The sequence below is a fragment of the Streptomyces sp. NPDC030862 genome, from assembly GCF_055571835.1.
On record NZ_JBVIEN010000003.1, the window covers coordinates 362,366 to 381,619 of the forward strand.

Here is a 19,254-nt window from a genome sequence, read left to right on the forward strand (position 1 = left end):
CCAGGGGCACATGTACGGCCTACGTGGCGGCGCGGCGGGCCAGCGCCCCCCGGGAGCGGGTCACCAGGGCCGCGAGCAGCGCCGCGCCCAGCGGGACGGCGACCAGCAGGGCGGCCAGCGTCTCCCACGGGACGATGATCGGCACGTGCGGCGGCGGGCTGAACGTCATCCCCTGGTCCAGTGCCTCCTGGTACCACTTCATCTCCTGGCGCCGCTCGGTCAGCCGGAGCCCGATCGCGGGCAGTACGCCCGCCGCCGAGCCCAGCACCACACCCATCACGGCGACCACCCCGCACTGGAAGCCGCTGAGCGTCCGGCGCACCCGCGGCGGCGCCCCCACCGCGGCCAGCGTCTTGAGGTCGGCCTCGGCGTCGGCCTGGGCGAGCCCGGTGGCGATACCGGCCGCGCCGATGGTGATGAGGGTCGCGAAGACGGTCAGCGACAGCAGCACGATGCTGTTCTCGCTGACGAAGCCCTCCTCCACGTAGAGCTCGACACCGACGCCGGTCTTGGCGAGGTCGTCGTCCAGCTTCTGGCGCTGCTCACCGTTCGGCATGGTGCCGGTCGTGAAGAGCGCGCCCAGCGGCTGCGTGGTCAGCCCCGCCGCCTTGGCCGCGGCCGGCGACATGATCCCCGCCACGCCGTACCCCTTGGTGCCCTCGGCCACCTGGTACGCGGGGAAGGACTTCAGCAGGCCCGGGCGCTCCTTGCCGGCCATGGCGGCCTCGTCGGCCGCCTGCTGGTCGGTGATCAGCCGGATGGAGATGTTCCGGCTCTTGTCGACCATGGGCCGCGAGAAGGCCACGACCTTGCCCTCGGCCAGGGCCTTCGCGGCCCCCGGGTCCTCGACCCCGAGCACCGCCAGCAGCTTGGCGTCGGCGACGACCAGTCCGGACTCGCTGAACGCCATGGTCTCCGTGCTCTGGCAGCGCCAGTCGCGCCCGAGCTTGCGGCGCTCCTCCTTGCTGAGCTTCTCCGACGGGTCGGAACCGTCCGGCATGGTGACCCACAGCGGGCACTCGTTGGCCTTCGGGATGACGACCTCATGGGTGCCGCAGCCCTCGGCGCTGCTGTACACGTCGCAGCCGGCTCTGCCGACCACGATCCGGTCCATATCGGCCCGCAGGTCGACGGGCAGGTTCTTCTGGACCGCGTCGCGCACCGCCGGGACATCCCGGCCACCGCCCTCCCGCACCAGCACGGAGACCGCGCCGTGCGGCAGCTGTGCCTCGTAGCCGGCCCGCTCCTGCGCGTCGCGGCTCACCGTGTACGTCGCCACGGCCACCGTGCCCGCGACCGCGGCCAGTACCGCGGCGACCGCCGGGGCCGTACGGCCCCGGTTGCGCACGGCGTCCCGCAGCGCCAGTCGTGGCGACAGCGGCAGCCAGCGGCCCACGCGCCCGAACAGTCCGACCAGGGCCGGGGTCATCGCCACCGCGCCGAGCTCGGCGAGGGCGCTGCCGGCCGCGACGAGGAGGAACTGGTCGGAGAAGACCGACCCGTACAGCGCGATCGCGGCGCCCAGTGCCACCGCGCCCAGCCCGATCAGCGGCAGCACCCGGCTGCTGCGGCGCACCCCGCGGCGACCGGTGAGCGACGCCAGCACCGTCTGGCGCGAGGCCGTGACGGCCGGCACGATCGCGGCGAGCAGGCCGGTCAGCACCGCCAGCAGTCCGATGCCCAGCAGCTCCAGCGGGCGGACGTCGAAGCTGCCGAACCGCCGGCCGATGGTCTCCTCCAGCACCGGCTGGAGCGCGAAGGTCAGGACGATGCCGAGGACCGTGCCCGTCACGGCCGCCGCGGCGCCGATCACGAGGCCGCCGGCGAGGACGATGGCCCGGATGTGGTGGCGGTCGCCGCCGTTGGCACCGACCAGGCCCAGCTGGCGGCGCGAGCGGCGGGCGCCGACGGCGAACGCGGGACCGGCCAGCAGGCAGATCTCCAGCATCGCCAGGCCCACGACCGTACCGGCGGCAGCCAGGGCGGCCGCGTTGGCGGCACCGCTCTGCTCGTACGGAGCCCAGCCCTCCTCGGTGTACAGCGGGACGTCGGACTTGGCGGGCGGGTCGAGGAGGACGGCGCGCGAGGTCACCGTCACGCCCTTGGCGTTGGCCTCCTTGACCATGTTCCACGTGAAACCACCGGGCACGCGGAGCAGGTGCGTGGTGATCGTGGCCGTGCCGGACAGCCCCTCCGCCTTGAGCGCCTTGTCGAGCGGGGCCAGGAACGCGCCGGGCACGGCGATGACCTCGTCGTCCTTGAGCCCGTTGGGCATCTCGTACGTGCCGACGATGCGGTACTCGCGGTCCAGGCCGCGCGCGGTGAGCGTCGAACCGACACGCAGGCCGCTGGCCTCCAGGAAGTGGCCGGTCACGGCCACCTCGTCGGCCTTCTTCGGGAACCGGCCGTCCAGCAGGTTCACCAGGCCCTCGGCCATCGGGTCGTCGGCCTTGAGCTCCCGGATCTGGGCGTGCAGCAGACCGTACGCGGTGCGCACCTTCCCGGAGCCGACCGAGTCCGGCAGGACCGTCGCGCTCGCCGGGAACGCCTTGGAGACGTCCGTCGCGCCTTCCGGGTACGGCTTGCCGTCGAACTCCCCGACCGGCGTGGACTGGTCGCCCTCCGGGTTCTGGTACAGCGGCGCCCCGCCGTACCCCGGGTCGGATATCCGTGCGTCCGCGGCACCCAGCGTGCGCGTCACCTTCTCCTCGGTGGACAGCTCCGCCGAGCGCAGGGTCAGATCGGCGGCGCTGACACCGAGGATGGGCAGCGCGATCATCGCGAGGACGAGGAAGCTGCGCCCCTTGAAGCGCCAGGCGTCACGGCGGGCGATGCGCACCGCCGCGCGCCACGAGTGGAACCAGTTGTTCACTGTTCGGCCGCCTGGCCCGTGAGCAGGGAGTCGGCGTCGCTGCGGATGGTCTGGTCGACGACCGCTCCGTCGCGCAGGAACACCACGCGGTCCGCCCAGGCGGCGAAGCGCGGCTCGTGGGTGACGAGGACACCGGCCGCGCCCGCGTCGCAGCGGGCGCGCAGCAGGGCGAGCACCGACTCGCCGGTCTCGGAGTCCAGGGCGCCGGTCGGCTCGTCGGCGAGGACCAGCCGCCGGTCACCGACGAGTGCGCGGGCGATGGCCACGCGCTGCTGCTGGCCGCCGGACATCTCGTCGGGGAACCGGTCGGCGAGGTGGCCGAGGCCCATCTCCTCCAGCGCGGCGATGGCCTCGCCGCGCGCCTTGCGGGCGGAGGTGCCGTCGAGCTCGCGCGGCAGGGCGACGTTCTCGGCGGCGGTGAGCGCCGGGATGAGGTTGTAGTCCTGGAAGACGTACCCGATGCTGCGGCGGCGCAGGGCGGCGAGCGTCTTGCGGTCGGCGTCGGTGATGTCGGTGTCCTCGACGATGACCCGCCCGGAGGACGGGGTGTCGAGGCCGCCGGCGATGGTCAGCAGCGTGGACTTGCCGGAGCCGGACGGCCCCATGACGGCGACGAGTTCACCGGGGAAGACGTCGAGGTCGATGCCCCGCAGCGCGTGCACCTCGGTGGCGCCGGAGCCATGGACCCGGGTGAGCCGCTGGAGTTGCAGCACCGGCTGCTCGGACTGGCGTGGTGACATGGAGGGGTCCCCCCTTGGGCATACGCGCGCGCGTGCGGGCGTACGCAGCGGATGTTCGTACGAGAGTGGTCTGGGGTGATGCTCAGCCGGTGCGGGTCACGGGCCGGCGGCCTTGCCCGCGCGCGCGGCGGTGGCGGTGCCTCCCACAGCACCACCCGTGGGAGCGGAGCCGGGCGAGCCGGGTGAGCCGAGTGAACCGAGTGGCCCGGGCGAGCCGGCCGTGTCGGCCGTGTCCGTCCGTCCGGTCATGACGGCGTGGGACAGCCGGATGAGCCGGGCCTCGCAGTGGTCCAGCCAGCGCGCCTCGGCCTCCGTCTGGAAGATCAGCTGCTCCAGCACGAGCAGCCAGGCCACGTCGTCGCGCTCGCGCGACGCCCCGCTCTCCAGGGTGGCGATCGCCTGGTGCTTGAGCCGGGTGTAGTCCTGCATCGCCCTGACGGTGTGACGGCGCTGCGACTGGATGACGGCCCGGATGTCGACGCCGGGGGCGCCGACCGCCATGGCGAGCTTGATGGCCAGCTCGTCGCGTGCCGGACTGGTGCGGTCGACGGGCTTCTCGAACCAGCTCCTGAGCTCCTCGCGGCCCGCCTCGGTGATCGCGTAGAGCGCGTGCCCGGCCTCGTCCTCGCCGCCCTGTTCCACCATGCCGTCGCGCTCCAGGCGGCTGAGCGTGGTGTAGACCTGGCCCACGTTGAGCGGCCAGGTGGAGCCGGTGCGCGACTCGAACTCCGTACGGAGCTGGGAGCCGTAGCGCGGCCCGTGTTCGAGGAGGGCGAGCAGCCCGTGGCGGATGGACATACTCAGTATGTATACCGAGTATGTCGAGCCCGGCAACCGTCGCCCGGAGGATCCGGAGCGTCCCTCTCAGGGGGGATCGACGGGGCGGGAAAGGATCAGCGGCGGCGCATCCGGAGTCCCAGGAAGCCGAGTCCCAGGCCCATCATGGCGAGCCCCACACCCAGGGTGAGAACGGGAAGCTGCCGGTCAGCGGCGGTCTCGGCGGAGGTTTCGGCAGCCCGCGCGGCGGGCTCGTACGCGTCGGCGGCCGGCGTACGGGAGGGCTCCCCGGGCACCGCGGCGTCCGTCTCCGGTACCTCGTCCCACGGCTCGTCCCCGTCGGGGGCGTCCGGCGCTGTTGCAGTTTTGGTACGTGACGGGTCTCCCGCGCCCGACTCCGTCCCCGACGGGTCCGTGGACGGCGACGCCGACGGCGACGGTGGCTGGGGCCGCCCCGGCCGCTCCCGCCCCGCCCCGGCCGGCCGCCCGGCGAGCGACGGCGACGTCGACGGCCCGCCCGGCACCTGGGCCGGGTGCAGCGCCCCGTCCGCGCCTCCGGGAAGCGTGGGGGACGTCTCAGCCGACGGAACCTCTGGCGAGGCGCCCGGACCGCTGGGTACCGGCGCGACCGGCGCCGGGACCGGGACCGGTGTGGCCGGCCGTGCCGCCGCGCTCCCGGCGGGGTTCAGCGGCCGGACGGCGGGCCGGCCCGCGCCCGGCGGCGTACCCGGGGGCGTGCTCTCGTCCGCGTACGCGGAGCCGACCGGCGCGACCGCCCAGACGAGCAGTATGAGGAACGCGCACCGCGACCGTGAGCCGAGTTTCGGAGTCACCGCGTGACCCCCTCCCGTGGCGAGCCACTTCGTACAGTGGCCTCAGCGTCACACGGGGCGGGGGCCCCGGCATCCCGGGCGGCCCCAGGGCCACCCGCAGGGGTTACGACGGCGGAATCCACCGACGGATGCACCGACGGATCCACTGACGGATCCACTGACGGATCCACCGACGGTCGGCCGCGCACTCGACCGACGCGAGCGGGCGAGCGGCCGCGCGATCAGCGTCCGCCGGTCACTGACCCGGGTCGCCCGTCGCGTCCCCGGTCACTGACCCGGGTCGCCCGTCGCGACCGTCAGCTCGAAGGTCTGGTTGCCCGGCACCACGGCGGTCCCCTCCGTCGGGAACTGCGAGATCACCTGGTCCTCGGCGTACTGCGGGTTGTCCACTTCCTTGACGCTGTACTTCCAGCCCGCCGCCTGGAGGCACGACTTGACCGACAGCACGTCCTTGTAGGTGAAGCTCGGCGCCTGCACCTTCTGCGGGTCGTCGCTGTCCTCCCGGGCGTCCGTGCACTCTTCCTTGTCGATGGTGCGGTTCCGCTCCGGCGGCTTGTGCCCCGCCTGGGCCTGCTCACCGGAGGCCGTGGCGCCGCCCGCCGCCGGGCTCGGGTCGTCCTCGCCGCCGCTGAGCGCGACCGCCGTGACGACGCCGCCGATGACGATGAGCGCCGCCACGACCGCGCCCACGACGACCGACGTGTTGCCGCCGCGCTTGCCGCCGCTGCCACCGGGGGCCGGGGCCGACTGCGGCGCGATCGTGTACGGCGGCGGAGTCGGCTGGTACGGCGCCGGGGCCGGGGTGTGCGCCTGCTGCGGGTAGCCGTAGCTCGGCGGCGCCGGGGTCGGCGCACCGTACGGGCCGGGAGCCGGGGTCGGAGCCGGGCCGGGGCCGGGCTGGTACGGGGTCTGGACGCTGTGCGGGCCGGGCGCCGGGGTGGTGTGGTCGACCGGCGGGAAGACCGCCGAGCCGACGCCCGCGCCACTGTTCACCGGCCCGCCACCGGCCACGATCACCGGCGCGCCGGTCTGACCGGCCGACAGCAGCCGCAGGCACTCGTCGCGCATGGCGGCAGCGCTCGGGAAGCGCTCGTTCGGGTTCTTCTTCAGCGCCCGCGCCACCAGCGCGTCCATCGCCGGCGTGACCGCTCGGTTGATGGAGGAGGGCGCGACCGGCTCCTCCTGCACGTGGGCGTACGCGATGGCCAGCGGCGAGTCGGCGTCGAACGGGATGCGGCCGGTCAGCAGCTGGAAGAGCATGATGCCGACCGAGTACAGGTCGGAGCGCGCGTCGACGCCGCGCCCCAGCGCCTGCTCCGGCGACAGGTACTGCGGCGTGCCGACCACCATGCCGGTCTGCGTCATCGAGGTGACGCCCGACTGCATGGCGCGCGCGATGCCGAAGTCCATCACCTTGACCACGCCGCGCTTGGTCATCATCACGTTGCCCGGCTTGATGTCCCGGTGGACCAGGCCCATCTCGTGGCTGGTCTCCAGGGCGGCGAGCACGTCGGCCGTGACCTTGAGCGCCTTGTCGGCCGGCATCGCGCCGTAACTCTGGATGTCGGACTGCAGGACGGACCCGAGGGGCTGGCCCTCGACGTACTCCATGACGATGTACGGCATGACCGAGCCGTCGAGCTCGTCCTCGCCCGTGTCGAACACCGAGACGATGTTGGTGTGCTGGAGCTTGGCGACGGCCTGCGCCTCGCGGCGGAACCGCTCGCGGAAGGACTGCTCGCGCCCCAGCTCCGTGTGCAGCGTCTTGATGGCGACCTGGCGGTCCAGGGCCGTGTCGTACGCCAGGTACACGGACGCCATGCCGCCTTCGCCGAGCAGATCGCGAAGCTGGTACCGGCCGCCCGCGACCGAGCCGCCCGCATAGCGGCCCCGTGCGCCGTCCTGGCTCATTCCTTGCTCCCCCGTGCGCGCGCGTGGCCGCGGTGATCCGGTTTTACGGGCCCAGTCTGCCCGAGGGCCGGGACACGTCAAGCCGGGTGCCCGTTCCGTGACCGTACGCACAAGAAGCGTCTCGGAAGCGTTACACGCCGGGGACGCAATTTGCACAGGTGTACGTGGAACCGATTGGATGGCCGGTCCATCCGGAACCGGCCCGGCGCGCGGAGGCTGTAGCGTGACGGGGCGTAGTACCCCTTAGGAACACGGCGGCACACCGCAGGCACACCCAGCACGCGGGCACAGAAACGACGGCGAGGACTGATGGCACCCGGATCCGAAGCAGGCGGCGGCGGAGGAGTGTCGGATGGCGGCGGAGTGTCGGACGGCGGAGCGCGCGACGCCCGGGCGGACGCGAGCGACTCGCCGGACCAGCGTGACGGGCGCGACCAGCAAGGCCACCGTGACCAGCGGGACCAGCGGGATGAGGACAGCGGGTCCCGCGGCGGCCGCGAGATCCGCGACGAGGCCTCCGACTGGGGCGTCGGCGGCCTCGTCGGTGACGGCCGCTACCGCCTGACCCACCGCCTCGGCCGCGGCGGCATGGCCGAGGTGTTCGCCGCCGAGGACGTACGCCTCGGGCGCACGGTCGCCGTCAAGCTGCTGCGCGCGGACCTCGCCGAGGACCCGGTCTCCAAGGCCCGCTTCACCCGCGAGGCGCAGTCCGTCGCCGGGCTGAACCACCACGCGATCGTCGCCGTGTACGACTCCGGCGAGGACGTCGTGGGCGGCCAGTCCGTCCCCTACATCGTGATGGAGCTGGTCGAGGGCCGCACCATCCGCGACCTGCTGCACACCGCCGAGGCGCCGCCGCCCGAGCAGGCGCTGATCATCGTCTCCGGCGTGCTGGAGGCGCTCGCGTACTCGCACCAGCACGGCATCGTGCACCGCGACATCAAGCCCGCGAACGTCATCATCACCCACAGCGGCGCCGTCAAGGTGATGGACTTCGGCATCGCCCGCGCCCTGCACGGGGCGTCCACCACCATGACGCAGACCGGCATGGTCATGGGCACCCCGCAGTACCTCTCGCCCGAGCAGGCGCTCGGCAAGGCCGTCGACCACCGCTCCGACCTGTACGCCACGGGCTGCCTGCTCTACGAGCTGCTCGCGCTGCGGCCTCCGTTCACCGGCGAGACACCGTTGTCCGTGGTGTACCAGCACGTCCAGGACATCCCGGTGCCGCCGTCGGAGGTCTCCGACGTGGCGCCGCCGGAGCTGGACGGGCTGGCCATGCGCGCGCTCGCCAAGGACCCGGACGACCGGTTCCAGAGCGCCGAGGAGATGCGCGGCCTGGTCCAGTACGGGCTGCAGATGCTCCAGCAGCAGGGCGGCCACTCCGGGACCTGGAACACCGGCCCCGTCGACACGCACGATGGCCTCCGCACCCCGGCCGGCGGCGTCGCCGCGACCTCGGTCATGGGCCACGCCGTCCACGGCGAGACCTCGCAGGGCCCGATACTGCCGCCGATGAACCCCGACGACGGGGCGTACGCGTACGGGTACGACGGCGGCCACGGCGGCAAGGGCGGCTCCGGCCGCGGCAAGCTGGTGCTGTTCGTCGCCCTCGCGCTCATCGCGATGGTCGCCGGTGCGGTGTACGCGCTCAACAAGGCCGAGACCCCCAAGGACAGCCAGGACACCAAGACGCCGAAGACGACCGCGCCCTCCACGCCCGGCAAGGACAGCAGCCCGTCGCCGAGCGACGACCCGACGGAGGAGACCCAGGAGCCCGACGGCTCCTCGGGCGGCGGCAACAACTGGAACGACAACCCGCCGTCGTACCGCCCGCCGACGGACTCGAAGACGGACGAGCCGTCACCGTCCGGCGGCACCCCCTCGTCCCCCGGCACGACCGACGGCGGTACGGACCAGGGGACGACGGACGGCGGCACGGACACCGGGGGTCAGACGGACGGCGGACAGACCGACGGCGGCCAGACGGACACCGGTGGTCAGACGGACGGCGGCCAGACGGACGTCGGTGGTCAGACGGACGGCGGTCAGACGGACGTCGGCGGTCAGACCGACGGCGGCAACACCGCCACCGGCGGCCAGGCGGACGGCGGCAACGCCACCACCACGGGCTCGACCACGCAGGGCCAGTAGCCGTCCGAGTGCGAGGGCGCGTTACGCCGTGAAGGCGTCGCGCACCGCCTCGTACTCCCGCGTCCACCACACCGCCAGGGCCGACGCCGCAGGAAACTGCGGGTCGGCCCTGCCGTCGTGCAGCTGGTAGCGCCAGCGCAGTATCCAGAAGTCGTTCAGCCGCTCCCACCACACCCGGTGCACCGCCGCCGCCAGCTCGGCCGCGTCGGCACCGGCCGCCCGCCGGTAGGCGCGCGCGTACGCCCGTACCTTGGCCAGCTCCAGTTCACCCGCCGGCTGGACGAAGAAGATGACGGCCGCCCGTACGGCCTCCTCGGCGCGCGGCTGGACGCCCAGGCGGTCCCAGTCGATGATCGCGGCGGGCTCCGCGCCCCGGTAGAGCAGGTTCAGCGGATGGAAGTCGCCGTGCACCCAGCCGCCCGCGTCGGCCCGCGGGGGGCGGCGGTGGGCGTGCTCGGCGAGGAGCCGGCGCCGTTCCAGCAGCCGGTGCTCGGCGAGCTCGTCGAAGGTGTCGCGGGGGCGGCGGGCGCGGGAGAGGGCCAGCAGCCGGTCGATGAGCCGGAAGGTGTCCTCCGGGTCGGCGCTGCGGTGCCCGTGGTCACGGTCCGGGTGCGGTTGCGGCTCCATCACCTGCTCCAGGCAGGTGTGGACGAGCCCGAGGAGCGCGCCGAGGCGCCGGGAGCCGGCCGTCGTCAGCTGGGCGCCGTCCCGGTGGCGGCCGTCGACCCACGGGTGGAGCGCGTAGCACCGGCCGCCGATCTCGGCGACGGTCCGGCCCTCGGTGTCCGCGAGCGGCGGGGCCACCGGGACGCCGAGGTGGTGCAGGCGCTGGGTGGCGCGGTGCTGGCGGACGATGGTGTCGCGGTCCGCGGTGGGGGCGTCGAGGTGCTGTTTCAGGAAGTACGCGCCGCGGGTGGTGGCGAGGCGGTAGCCGCGGTTGAGCAGGCCCTGGGTGACGGGGACGCAGGAGAGCGGCTCGCCGGGGCCGTCGTAGCGGCGCAGCAGCGCACTCAGGGGTGGGGCGGGGGGTGTTGCAGATGAGCGCGGCACTCCGCAGATGTTAGATCACGCAGCGTGGGGGGTGTGCACGGAGACGAACCTCGGCTCGACGCGCAGGTAGGCCGGGTCGAGGTGGTGCGGGGCCGGGCCGAAGAGGGCGAGCTCGCGGGGCGTGGGGTCGGCGAGGCGGGCGGTGCCGGTGACCTGGACGGACCACAGGACGTCGGCGCCGGAGCCCCAGTTGTCGGCGCCGTACGCGACGACGGTGCCGTGGCAGGCGCGGTGGTGGCCGAGGCGCCGGTCCATGCGCAGCACGACCTCGCCGTCGCCGCTCACGATGTGCCGCGCGGGCGCCACGGCGGGCATGGCCCGCAGGCTGGTCGCGATGCGGCCGTACGGCACGCGCCCGAGCAGCTCGATGGCGCGCGGTTCGTCGGTGAGGGGCATGGCTCCACCCTCGCGTGCCCCCGCGCCCCCGTAGAAGGGCCGCCCGGCCCGGCGGGGACGGGCCCTAAGTCCCGCGTGCGGCGCAGGGCTCAGCGGCGCTCGGTCTGGAGGCGGGCCACGTACGCGGCGGCCTGGCTGCGGCGCTCCATGCCCAGCTTGGAGAGCAGGCTGGAGACGTAGTTCTTGATGGTCTTCTCCGCCAGGTGCAGCCGCTCGCCGATCGCGCGGTTCGTCAGGCCCTCGCCGATGAGGTCGAGGATCCGGCGTTCCTGCTCCGTCAGGGAGGCGAGTCTCGCGTCGCCCTTCGGGGCGCCGTCGCGCAGGCGCTCCAGGACGCGGGCCGTGGCCACCGGGTCCAGCAGGGACTTGCCGGCGGCGACGTCGCGGACCGCCGTGAGGAGTTCGCTGCCGCGGATGGCCTTCAGGACGTACCCGGAGGCGCCCGCCATGATCGCGTCGAAGAGGGCCTCGTCGTCGGCGTACGACGTGAGCATCAGGCATTTCACGGAGTCGTCGTGGGAGCGGATCTCGCGGCAGACCTCGACGCCGCTGCCGTCCGGGAGGCGTACGTCGAGGATGGCGACGTCCGGACGCGTCGCCGGGATGCGGGAGAGGGCCTCCGCCGCCGTGCCGGCCTCGCCGACGACCTCGATGTCGGGTTCACCCGAGAGCAGCTCGTGCACGCCACGGCGTACGACTTCGTGGTCATCGAGCAGAAATACCGTGATTTTTCCGTCTTCGCGCACGGAATCAGTCTCACATACTCACTCTTCCCGTGCCCGGGGTCCGCGGGATAACGTGCCCGTGTTCCGGCGGCCCGCAAGGCTGTGACCAGTGCTCTTTTCGTTCCTCGCCCCCGCAATTCTCGATTTACTTGGAAATCCAAGCAAAATCGCAGGTCAAAGGGGGTTTCGCAGTAATGCGGCGCACTGGGTAACGTGCCTTTGACGGGGTGCTCGCCGGGGCACCTGTCACGCCTGTTCCCGGCCGAGGGCACCCACCCCGTGCGCGTACGTACGGAAACAGGCGGAGCCGACTGGCCTACCCGGCGGACCCCGGGGGCCGGACAGACGGAGGAGCACGCACGTGACCGTGGAAGGCACTGCCGCGCGCAAGCCGCGACGCAGCAGTAAGCGCACCAGCGCGAGCGGGACCAAGGCAGCCGGCGCCCAGGGCGGCGCCGAGCCCCAGCTCGTACAGCTGCTCGACCCCGAGGGCGAGCGCGTCCAGCACCCCGAGTACGACATCGACCTCAGCCCCGAGGAGCTCCGCGGTCTGTACCGCGACATGGTGCTGACCCGGCGCTTCGACGCGGAGGCCACCTCCCTCCAGCGCCAGGGCGAGCTGGGCCTGTGGGCCTCGCTGCTCGGCCAGGAGGCCGCCCAGATCGGCTCCGGCCGCGCGCTCCGCGACGACGACTACGTCTTCCCGACGTACCGTGAGCACGGCGTCGCCTGGTGCCGGGGGGTCGATCCGACCAATCTGCTCGGAATGTTCCGTGGCGTGAACCACGGCGGCTGGGACCCGAACAGCAACAATTTTCACCTGTACACGATCGTGATCGGGTCGCAAACGCTGCACGCCACCGGATACGCCATGGGCGTGGCGAAGGACGGCGCGGACAGCGCGGTCATCGCCTATTTCGGTGACGGCGCATCCAGCCAGGGTGACGTCGCCGAGGCCTTCACCTTCTCCGCGGTCTACAACGCCCCCGTCGTCTTCTTCTGCCAGAACAACCAGTGGGCGATCAGCGAGCCCACCGAGAAGCAGACCCGCGTCCCGCTCTACCAGCGCGCGCAGGGCTTCGGCTTCCCCGGCGTCCGCGTCGACGGCAACGACGTCCTCGCCTGCCTGGCCGTGACCCGGTCCGCCCTGGAGCGGGCGCGGCGCGGCGAGGGCCCGACGCTGGTCGAGGCGTTCACGTACCGCATGGGCGCGCATACCACCTCCGACGACCCGACCCGCTACCGCCACGACGACGAGCGGGCGGCCTGGGAGGCCAAGGACCCGATCCTGCGGCTGCGGACGTACCTGGAGAAGCAGGGGCACGCCGACGCCGCCTGGTTCGAGGAGCTGGAGGCGGAGAGCGAGGCGCTCGGCAAGCGCGTCCGCGAGGCGGTGCGGGCCATGCCCGACCCCGACCACCTGGCGATCTTCGAGAACGTGTACGCCGACGGGCACACGCTCGTCGATGAGGAGCGCGCGCAGTTCGCCGCCTACCAGGCGTCGTTCGCCGACGCGGATGGCGAGGTCAAGTAACCATGGCTGTACAGAAACTCCCGCTCGCGAAGGCGCTCAACGAGTCGCTGCGCACGGCGCTCGAGAACGACCCCAAGGTCCTCATCATGGGTGAGGACGTCGGCAAGCTCGGCGGCGTCTTCCGCGTGACCGACGGCCTCCAGAAGGACTTCGGCGAGGAGCGGGTCATCGACACCCCGCTCGCCGAGTCCGGCATCGTCGGCACGGCCATCGGCCTCGCGCTGCGCGGCTACCGGCCGGTCGTCGAGATCCAGTTCGACGGCTTCGTCTTCCCCGCGTACGACCAGATCGTCACGCAGCTCGCCAAGATGCACGCCCGCTCGCTGGGCAAGGTCAAGCTGCCGGTCGTCGTCCGCATCCCGTACGGCGGCGGCATCGGCGCCGTCGAGCACCACAGCGAGTCGCCCGAGTCGCTCTTCGCCCACGTCGCCGGGCTCAAGATCGTCACGCCGTCGAACTCCTCGGACGCCTACTGGATGCTCCAGCAGGCCATCCAGAGCGACGACCCGGTGATCTTCTTCGAGCCGAAGCGCCGCTACTGGGACAAGGGCGAGGTCGACACCGAGGCCATCCCGGGCGAGCTGCACCGCGCGCGCACGGTGCGCGAGGGCACCGACCTGACGCTGGCCGCGTACGGGCCGATGGTGAAGGTGTGCCTGGAGGCGGCCGCGGTCGCGGCGGAGGAGGGCCGGTCGGTCGAGGTGCTCGACCTGCGCTCGGTCTCGCCGCTCGACTTCGACAGCGTGCAGGCGTCCGTGGAGAAGACCGGGCGGCTGGTGGTCGTGCACGAGGCGCCGGTCTTCTTCGGCTCCGGTGCCGAGATCGCCGCGCGCATCACGGAGCGGTGCTTCTACCACCTGGAGGCGCCGGTCCTGCGGGTGGGCGGCTACCACGCGCCCTATCCGCCGGCCCGGCTCGAAGAGGAATACCTGCCGGGTCTCGACCGGGTGCTCGACGCCGTCGACCGCTCGCTCGCGTACTAGAGGAGGCCCGCTGTGATCCGCGAGTTCAAGATGCCGGACGTCGGCGAGGGCCTCACCGAGGCCGAGATCCTGAAGTGGTACGTCCAGCCCGGTGACACCGTCACCGACGGGCAGGTCGTCTGCGAGGTGGAGACCGCGAAGGCGGCGGTGGAGCTGCCGTGCCCGTACGACGGGGTGGTGCACGAGCTGCGCTTCCCGGAGGGCACGACGGTCGACGTCGGCGAGGTGATCATCTCGGTGGAGGTCGCCGGTGGCGCCGCCGCCGAGGAGCAGCCGCAGACCGCCCAGCCGGCGGCGGCGGAGCTCGCCGCGAAGGACGCGGCCGGTGCGGCCGGTGACGCCGACGCCGAGCCGCAGGGGCGCCAGCCCGTGCTGGTCGGGTACGGCGTCGCCGCGACGTCCACCAAGCGCCGCCCGCGCAAGCAGGCGCCCGGGGCCACGCCCCAGGAGCCCGCTGCCGCGGCCATCCAGGGCGAGCTGAACGGCCACGGCACACCATCGCCGGCCCCGGCCCCGGCCCCGGCCTTCCAGGAACCCGGGCCCCGGCCGCTGGCCAAGCCGCCGGTGCGCAAGCTGGCGAAGGACCTGGGGGTCGACCTGGCCACGGTCACCCCGACCGGGCCCGGCGGGACCGTCACCCGCGAGGACGTCCACGCGGCGGTCTCCCTGGCGGCCGCCTCGGTCGCCGCGCCCGCCGCCGTACCCGTACCGGCTCCCGCCGCGCAGCCGCAGCCGGAAGCTCCGGTGGCTCCCGAGGCCGGCCGGGAGACGCGCATCCCGATCAAGGGCGTGCGCAAGGCGACGGCCCAGGCGATGGTCGGCTCGGCCTTCACCGCGCCGCACGTCACCGAGTTCGTCACGGTCGACGTCACCCGCACCATGAGGCTCGTCGAGGAGCTCAAGTCCGACAAGGACATGGCCGGGCTCCGGGTGAACCCGCTGCTGCTCATCGCCAAGGCGCTCCTGGTCGCGATCAAGCGCAACCCGGAGATCAACGCCTCCTGGGACGAGGCCGCCCAGGAGATCGTGGTCAAGCACTACGTGAACCTCGGCATCGCGGCGGCCACGCCGCGCGGTCTGATCGTGCCGAACATCAAGGACGCGCACGCCAAGACCCTGCCGCAGCTGGCGGAGGCGCTCGGCGAGCTGGTGGCCACCGCCCGCGAGGGCAAGACCACCCCGGCGGCCATGCAGGGCGGCACCGTCACCATCACCAACGTCGGCGTCTTCGGCGTCGACACCGGTACGCCGATCCTGAACCCGGGCGAGTCCGCGATCCTCGCGGTCGGCGCGATCAAGCTCCAGCCCTGGGTCCACAAGGGCAAGGTGAAGCCCCGTCAGGTCACCACCCTCGCCCTCTCCTTCGACCACCGGCTGGTCGACGGCGAACTCGGCTCCAAGGTCCTGGCGGACGTCGCCGCGATCCTGGAGCAGCCGAAGCGGCTCATCACCTGGGCGTAGGCCCCCGCGCACGGCTCATGTGAGGCCCATGTGAGGCCCGTCCCATTTCCGGGGCGGGCCTCACGCTTGTACCCATCATGTATCTAAGCTGTACGCATGCCCCCAGCCCCTTCCGCGTCCCCTCCTGCCGCCGACCGCGTCTACACCCACGTCAAGCAAGCCGTCCTCGACCGCCGCTACCAGGGCGGCACTCTCCTCACCGAGGGCGAACTCGCCGAAGCCGTGGGGGTGTCCCGTACTCCCGTGCGGGAAGCGCTGCTCAAGCTGGAGATGGAAGGGCTGCTGAAGCTCTACCCCAAGAAGGGCGCCCTCGTCCTCGCCGTGTCGGCGCAGGAGATCGCGGACGTCGTCGAAACCCGGCTGCTGGTCGAGGAGTTCGCGGTCCGCAAGGCCGTACCGGCGTCACCGCGGCTGATCGAGCGGCTGGAGGAGCTGGTGGAGGAGCAGCGCCGCCGCGCCGAGGACGGCGACCTGGCGGCCGTCGCGCTGACGGACCGCACCTTCCACGCCGAGATCGTGGGCCACGCGGGCAACCAGATCCTCTCCCGCCTCTACGACCAACTGCGCGACCGGCAGCTGCGGATGGGCGTCGCCGTCATGGAGGCCCACCCCGACCGCATCGCCAAGAACATCGCGGAGCACGCCGAGATCCTCGCCGCCGTCCGCGACGGGGACGCCGAGCGCGCCGCGCAGTGCGTGCACCGCCACGTCAGCCGCGTCAAGGACCTGGTGCGGGGTGAGGAGCGGTGAGCCACGCCACTCCCGTGCCCGCCCTGCCGCACGATCCTCCGGGCGGCCGCCGCGCCGCCCTCGTCTGGGGCGTCGGCGTCTGCGTCTACCTGGTCGCCGTCATCTTCCGTACGTCCCTGGGCGTCGCGGGGCTGGACGCCGCCGACCGCTTCGGCATCAACGCCTCCGCCCTGTCCACCTTCTCCATCCTCCAGCTGCTCGTCTACGCGGGCATGCAGATACCCGTCGGCCTGATGGTCGACCGGCTCGGCACGAAGAAGGTCCTCACGCTCGGCGTGGTGCTGTTCACCGTCGGCCAGCTGGGCTTCGCCCTCTCGCCGTCGTACGGCATGGCGCTGGCCTCGCGCGCGCTGCTGGGCTGCGGCGACGCGATGACGTTCATCTCGGTGCTGCGGCTGGGCACGCGCTGGTTCCCCGCGCGGCGCGGGCCGCTGATCGCGCAGGTCGCCGGGCTCTTCGGGGTCGTCGGCAACCTCGTCTCGACGATCGTGATCGCGCGGACGCTGGACGGGCTGGGGTGGACGGCGACGTTCGCCGGCAGCTCGCTCGCCGGTGTGGTCGTCCTCGTCCTGCTCGTGCTGTTCCTGAAGGACCACCCCGAGGGGTACGAGCCGGAGCCCGTGCGCCACGCGGGCGCGGCGTTCGTCCGCCGCCAGATCGCGCGGTCGTGGCGCGAGCCCGGCACCCGGCTCGGCATGTGGGTGCACTTCACCACGCAGTTCCCGGCGATGGTGTTCCTGCTGCTGTGGGGCCTGCCGTTCCTCGTGGAGGAGCAGGGCCTCGCGCGGGGCACGGCCGGCGACATGCTGACGCTGACGGTGCTGGCCAACATGGTCTTCGGCATGACCTACGGCCAGATCATCGCCCGCCACCACGGCGCGCGCGTGCCGCTCGCGCTCGGCACGGTCGCGGCGACGGCGGTCGTGTGGGCGGCCACCCTCGCCTACCCGGGGGACCACGCCCCGATGTGGCTGCTGGCCACCCTCTGTGTCGTCCTCGGCGCGTGCGGGCCCGCCTCGATGATCGGCTTCGACTTCGCCCGGCCGGCCAACCCGCCGGAGCGGCAGGGCACGGCCTCCGGGATCGTCAACATGGGCGGGTTCACCGCCTCGATCACGACGCTGCTCGCCGTCGGCCTGCTGCTGGACGCGACCGGCGACGACTACCGGATCGCCTTCTCGTCGGTCTTCGCGCTCCAGGCGCTGGGCGTCACGCAGATCCTGCGCCTGCGGGCCCGTACGGCGCGGCGGGAGCGGGACCGGCTGGTCGCGAGCCGGGTGGAGACCGTGCACGTCCCCGCGGCGTAACGCGCTCCCGGCGCCTTACGGCGTTACGGCGAAGTGCGCGAGGATCGCGTCGGCCAGCTCCTGGTCGCCCTCGACCTTGATCCGGTCCGCCACGGCCGAGGGCCGCACGCGCCCGCACGCCAGGCGCATGTACGTCTCCCAGTCCGTCGCGATCGTCACGGCGGGCCCGAGGGACGGCGCGCCGTCGATCGTGCCGCGCCCCTCCGCGTCGACCCGTACCGTCCGCAGGAACTCGACCGGCCCGTGGATGTCGAAGACGACCGCGGTGTTCGGGGGCGCGCCCGCGTCCTTGGCGACGACCCGGGGCAGCACGTGCAGGAAGTTGTCGCGGGCGACGTACGCGCCGGGGGAGTCGAGGTTGCCGGGCTGCCCGAGCGCGGTGCGCAGGTCCTGCTCGTGGACCCAGACGTCGAAGGCGCGCATCCGGTAAGCGAGTTCCAGCGACTGCTGGGCGCCGAGGGGGGCGCGGATCAGGGTGTCGGGGGCGCGGTTCTCGTTGCGCAGCTGGCGGGCGCGGCGGATGAGGACGTACTCCAGTTCGGCCGTCATCTCCGGGGCGGTGTGGTGGCGCCGCGCGTCGACCTGCACCTCCATGTAGCGGGCGAAGTCGCCGCGCACGTGGAACAGGTCGCGGGGCAGGGAGTGGATCGGGCGCGGGTCGCCCAGCATCTCGCACTCCATGCCGATGACGTGCGACACGATGTCGCGCACCGACCAGCCCGGGCACGGTGTGGCGCGGTTCCACTCCCCCTCGGCGAGCGGCTGCACCAGCTCGGCTATCGCTTCGATGGAGTGGGTCCAGGCGTCGGCGTAGTTCTGGAGGCTGGGATGGACGGTCACGGGACCCCTCGGGCGGTTGGTACGCGGGCTGGGTGCTGTGCAGTTAAGTTACGCTGCCGCGAGGCACCCCGGCAGTGCTTTCGTGTGACGATCGTAGGCCGGAGTTGACGACTCGAATGCCAGGACGGTGGTAGTGTGCGCGCCTCGCTGATCCAGATCGCGGTAGACCCGGACGAATCGCCCCAAGCCCGTCGTACGCGCGTGGCGTCGCTCGTGGCCGGACAGCGCGGGGTCGCCGATCTCGTCGTCCTGCCGGAGCTGTGGCCCATCGGCGCCTTCGCGTACGAGTCGTTCGAGGCGGAGGCCGAGCCGGTGCCCGGCGGCCCGACGTACGAGGCGATGGCGAAGGCCGCGGCCGAGGCGGCGGTGTGGCTGCACGCCGGTTCCGTCGTGGAGCGCGGGCCCGACGGGCTCCTCTACAACACCTCGCTCGTCTTCTCCCCCTCCGGCGACCTCGCCGCGACGTACCGCAAGATCCACCGCTTCGGCTTCGACCAGGGCGAGGCCGTGCTGATGGCGGCAGGCTCCGAGCTCGTCACCGCCCCGGTGCCGGACTTCCCGCTGGGCGTCGCGACCTGCTACGACCTGCGCTTCCCCGAGCTGTTCCGGGGCCTGGTCGACGCGGGCGCGCTCGGGTTCGTCGTCGCGGCCGGCTGGCCCGCGCGCCGCCGTGACCACTGGACGCTGCTGGCCCGGGCGCGCGCCGTCGAGAACCAGGCGTACGTCCTCGCCTGCGGTACGGCCGGTACGCACGCGGGCGTCGAGCAGGCGGGCCACAGCATCGTCGTCGACCCGTGGGGCGAGGTCCTCGCGGAGGCGGGCCCGGGTGAGGAGACCCTGACGGTCGAGCTGGACCCGGAGAAGGTGGCCACCACGCGGGACCGGTTCCCGGCCCTGAAGGACCGCGTCCTGGGCCGCTGA

Annotated in this window: 17 protein-coding genes; 8 read left to right on the forward strand and 9 right to left on the reverse strand. The window is 72.9% G+C overall.

Going from position 1 to position 19,254, the window contains the following annotated elements; translation table 11 throughout:
• Nucleotides 1-19 precede the first annotated feature (19 nt).
• From ACZ42X_RS09655 to ACZ42X_RS09670, 4 genes are all read right to left on the reverse strand, one after another.
• Entirely contained in the window at nt 20-2,872 is a 2,853-nt protein-coding gene (locus ACZ42X_RS09655; RefSeq protein WP_468286295.1) for an ABC transporter permease, read from the reverse strand.
• Nucleotides 2,869-3,612, reverse strand: a complete 744-nt coding sequence (locus ACZ42X_RS09660) for an ABC transporter ATP-binding protein (protein ID WP_361425690.1) — start codon at nt 3,610-3,612, stop codon at nt 2,869-2,871. The genes ACZ42X_RS09655 and ACZ42X_RS09660 overlap by 4 nt, the downstream gene beginning before the upstream one ends.
• 96 nt (nt 3,613-3,708) lie before the next feature.
• A complete protein-coding gene (locus ACZ42X_RS09665) occupies nt 3,709-4,410 on the reverse strand; it encodes a PadR family transcriptional regulator (RefSeq protein WP_468286298.1) in 702 nt (233 codons plus the stop codon).
• A gap of 95 nt (nt 4,411-4,505) precedes the next feature.
• Nucleotides 4,506-4,685: a hypothetical protein gene (locus ACZ42X_RS09670; protein WP_468286301.1), complete on the reverse strand. Its 180-nt coding sequence runs from the start codon at nt 4,683-4,685 to the stop codon at nt 4,506-4,508.
• A 118-nt stretch (nt 4,686-4,803) separates the two neighbouring features.
• Between ACZ42X_RS09670 and ACZ42X_RS09675 the strand changes: the two genes are divergently transcribed.
• Nucleotides 4,804-5,229 carry a hypothetical protein gene (locus ACZ42X_RS09675; RefSeq protein ID WP_468286303.1) on the forward strand — a complete coding sequence of 142 codons (426 nt, stop codon included), beginning with the start codon at nt 4,804-4,806 and terminating at the stop codon, nt 5,227-5,229.
• A 260-nt stretch (nt 5,230-5,489) separates the two neighbouring features.
• Here ACZ42X_RS09675 and ACZ42X_RS09680 read toward each other — a convergent pair whose 3' ends face one another.
• Nucleotides 5,490-7,133: a protein kinase domain-containing protein gene (locus ACZ42X_RS09680; RefSeq protein WP_468286306.1), complete on the reverse strand. Its 1,644-nt coding sequence runs from the start codon at nt 7,131-7,133 to the stop codon at nt 5,490-5,492.
• A 501-nt stretch (nt 7,134-7,634) separates the two neighbouring features.
• Between ACZ42X_RS09680 and ACZ42X_RS09685 the strand changes: the two genes are divergently transcribed.
• Nucleotides 7,635-9,287, forward strand: a complete 1,653-nt coding sequence (locus ACZ42X_RS09685; RefSeq protein WP_468287465.1) for a protein kinase domain-containing protein — start codon at nt 7,635-7,637, stop codon at nt 9,285-9,287.
• A gap of 21 nt (nt 9,288-9,308) precedes the next feature.
• On the opposite strand, the gene ACZ42X_RS09690 is transcribed toward ACZ42X_RS09685, so the two are convergent.
• From ACZ42X_RS09690 to ACZ42X_RS09700, 3 genes are all read right to left on the reverse strand, one after another.
• Nucleotides 9,309-10,337, reverse strand: coding sequence for a phosphotransferase (locus tag ACZ42X_RS09690; protein WP_361425675.1), 1,029 nt, complete (start codon nt 10,335-10,337; stop codon nt 9,309-9,311).
• Nucleotides 10,338-10,352: 15 nt separating this feature from the next.
• On the reverse strand, nt 10,353-10,733 hold the full coding sequence (locus tag ACZ42X_RS09695; protein WP_468286308.1) for a pyridoxamine 5'-phosphate oxidase family protein: 381 nt from the start codon (nt 10,731-10,733) through the stop codon (nt 10,353-10,355).
• A gap of 89 nt (nt 10,734-10,822) precedes the next feature.
• Nucleotides 10,823-11,479, reverse strand: a complete 657-nt coding sequence (locus ACZ42X_RS09700) for a response regulator (protein WP_468286311.1) — start codon at nt 11,477-11,479, stop codon at nt 10,823-10,825.
• Between the two features lie 340 nt (nt 11,480-11,819).
• Between ACZ42X_RS09700 and pdhA the strand changes: the two genes are divergently transcribed.
• The 5 genes from pdhA (at nt 11,820) to ACZ42X_RS09725 (ending at nt 17,493) form a co-directional block, all read left to right on the forward strand.
• On the forward strand, nt 11,820-12,992 hold the full coding sequence (gene pdhA, locus ACZ42X_RS09705; RefSeq protein ID WP_468286314.1) for a pyruvate dehydrogenase (acetyl-transferring) E1 component subunit alpha: 1,173 nt from the start codon (nt 11,820-11,822) through the stop codon (nt 12,990-12,992).
• 2 nt (nt 12,993-12,994) lie between these two features.
• Nucleotides 12,995-13,975, forward strand: a complete 981-nt coding sequence (locus ACZ42X_RS09710; RefSeq protein WP_468286316.1) for an alpha-ketoacid dehydrogenase subunit beta — start codon at nt 12,995-12,997, stop codon at nt 13,973-13,975.
• 30 nt (nt 13,976-14,005) lie between these two features.
• Nucleotides 14,006-15,436 carry a dihydrolipoamide acetyltransferase family protein gene (locus ACZ42X_RS09715; protein WP_468287468.1) on the forward strand — a complete coding sequence of 477 codons (1,431 nt, stop codon included), beginning with the start codon at nt 14,006-14,008 and terminating at the stop codon, nt 15,434-15,436.
• A 96-nt stretch (nt 15,437-15,532) separates the two neighbouring features.
• Nucleotides 15,533-16,186 (forward strand): GntR family transcriptional regulator, encoded by a 654-nt coding sequence (locus ACZ42X_RS09720; RefSeq protein WP_468286319.1) that lies wholly within the window; start codon nt 15,533-15,535, stop codon nt 16,184-16,186.
• Nucleotides 16,183-17,493: an MFS transporter gene (locus tag ACZ42X_RS09725; protein ID WP_468286321.1), complete on the forward strand. Its 1,311-nt coding sequence runs from the start codon at nt 16,183-16,185 to the stop codon at nt 17,491-17,493. The genes ACZ42X_RS09720 and ACZ42X_RS09725 overlap by 4 nt, the downstream gene beginning before the upstream one ends.
• Before the next feature lie 15 nt (nt 17,494-17,508).
• Here the strand turns inward: ACZ42X_RS09725 and ACZ42X_RS09730 are convergent, their stop codons facing one another.
• On the reverse strand, nt 17,509-18,333 hold the full coding sequence (locus ACZ42X_RS09730; RefSeq protein WP_468286324.1) for a maleylpyruvate isomerase family mycothiol-dependent enzyme: 825 nt from the start codon (nt 18,331-18,333) through the stop codon (nt 17,509-17,511).
• Nucleotides 18,334-18,468: 135 nt separating this feature from the next.
• Here ACZ42X_RS09730 and ACZ42X_RS09735 point away from each other — a divergent pair, with 135 nt between their 5' ends.
• Nucleotides 18,469-19,254, forward strand: coding sequence for a carbon-nitrogen family hydrolase (locus tag ACZ42X_RS09735; RefSeq protein ID WP_361425651.1), 786 nt, complete (start codon nt 18,469-18,471; stop codon nt 19,252-19,254).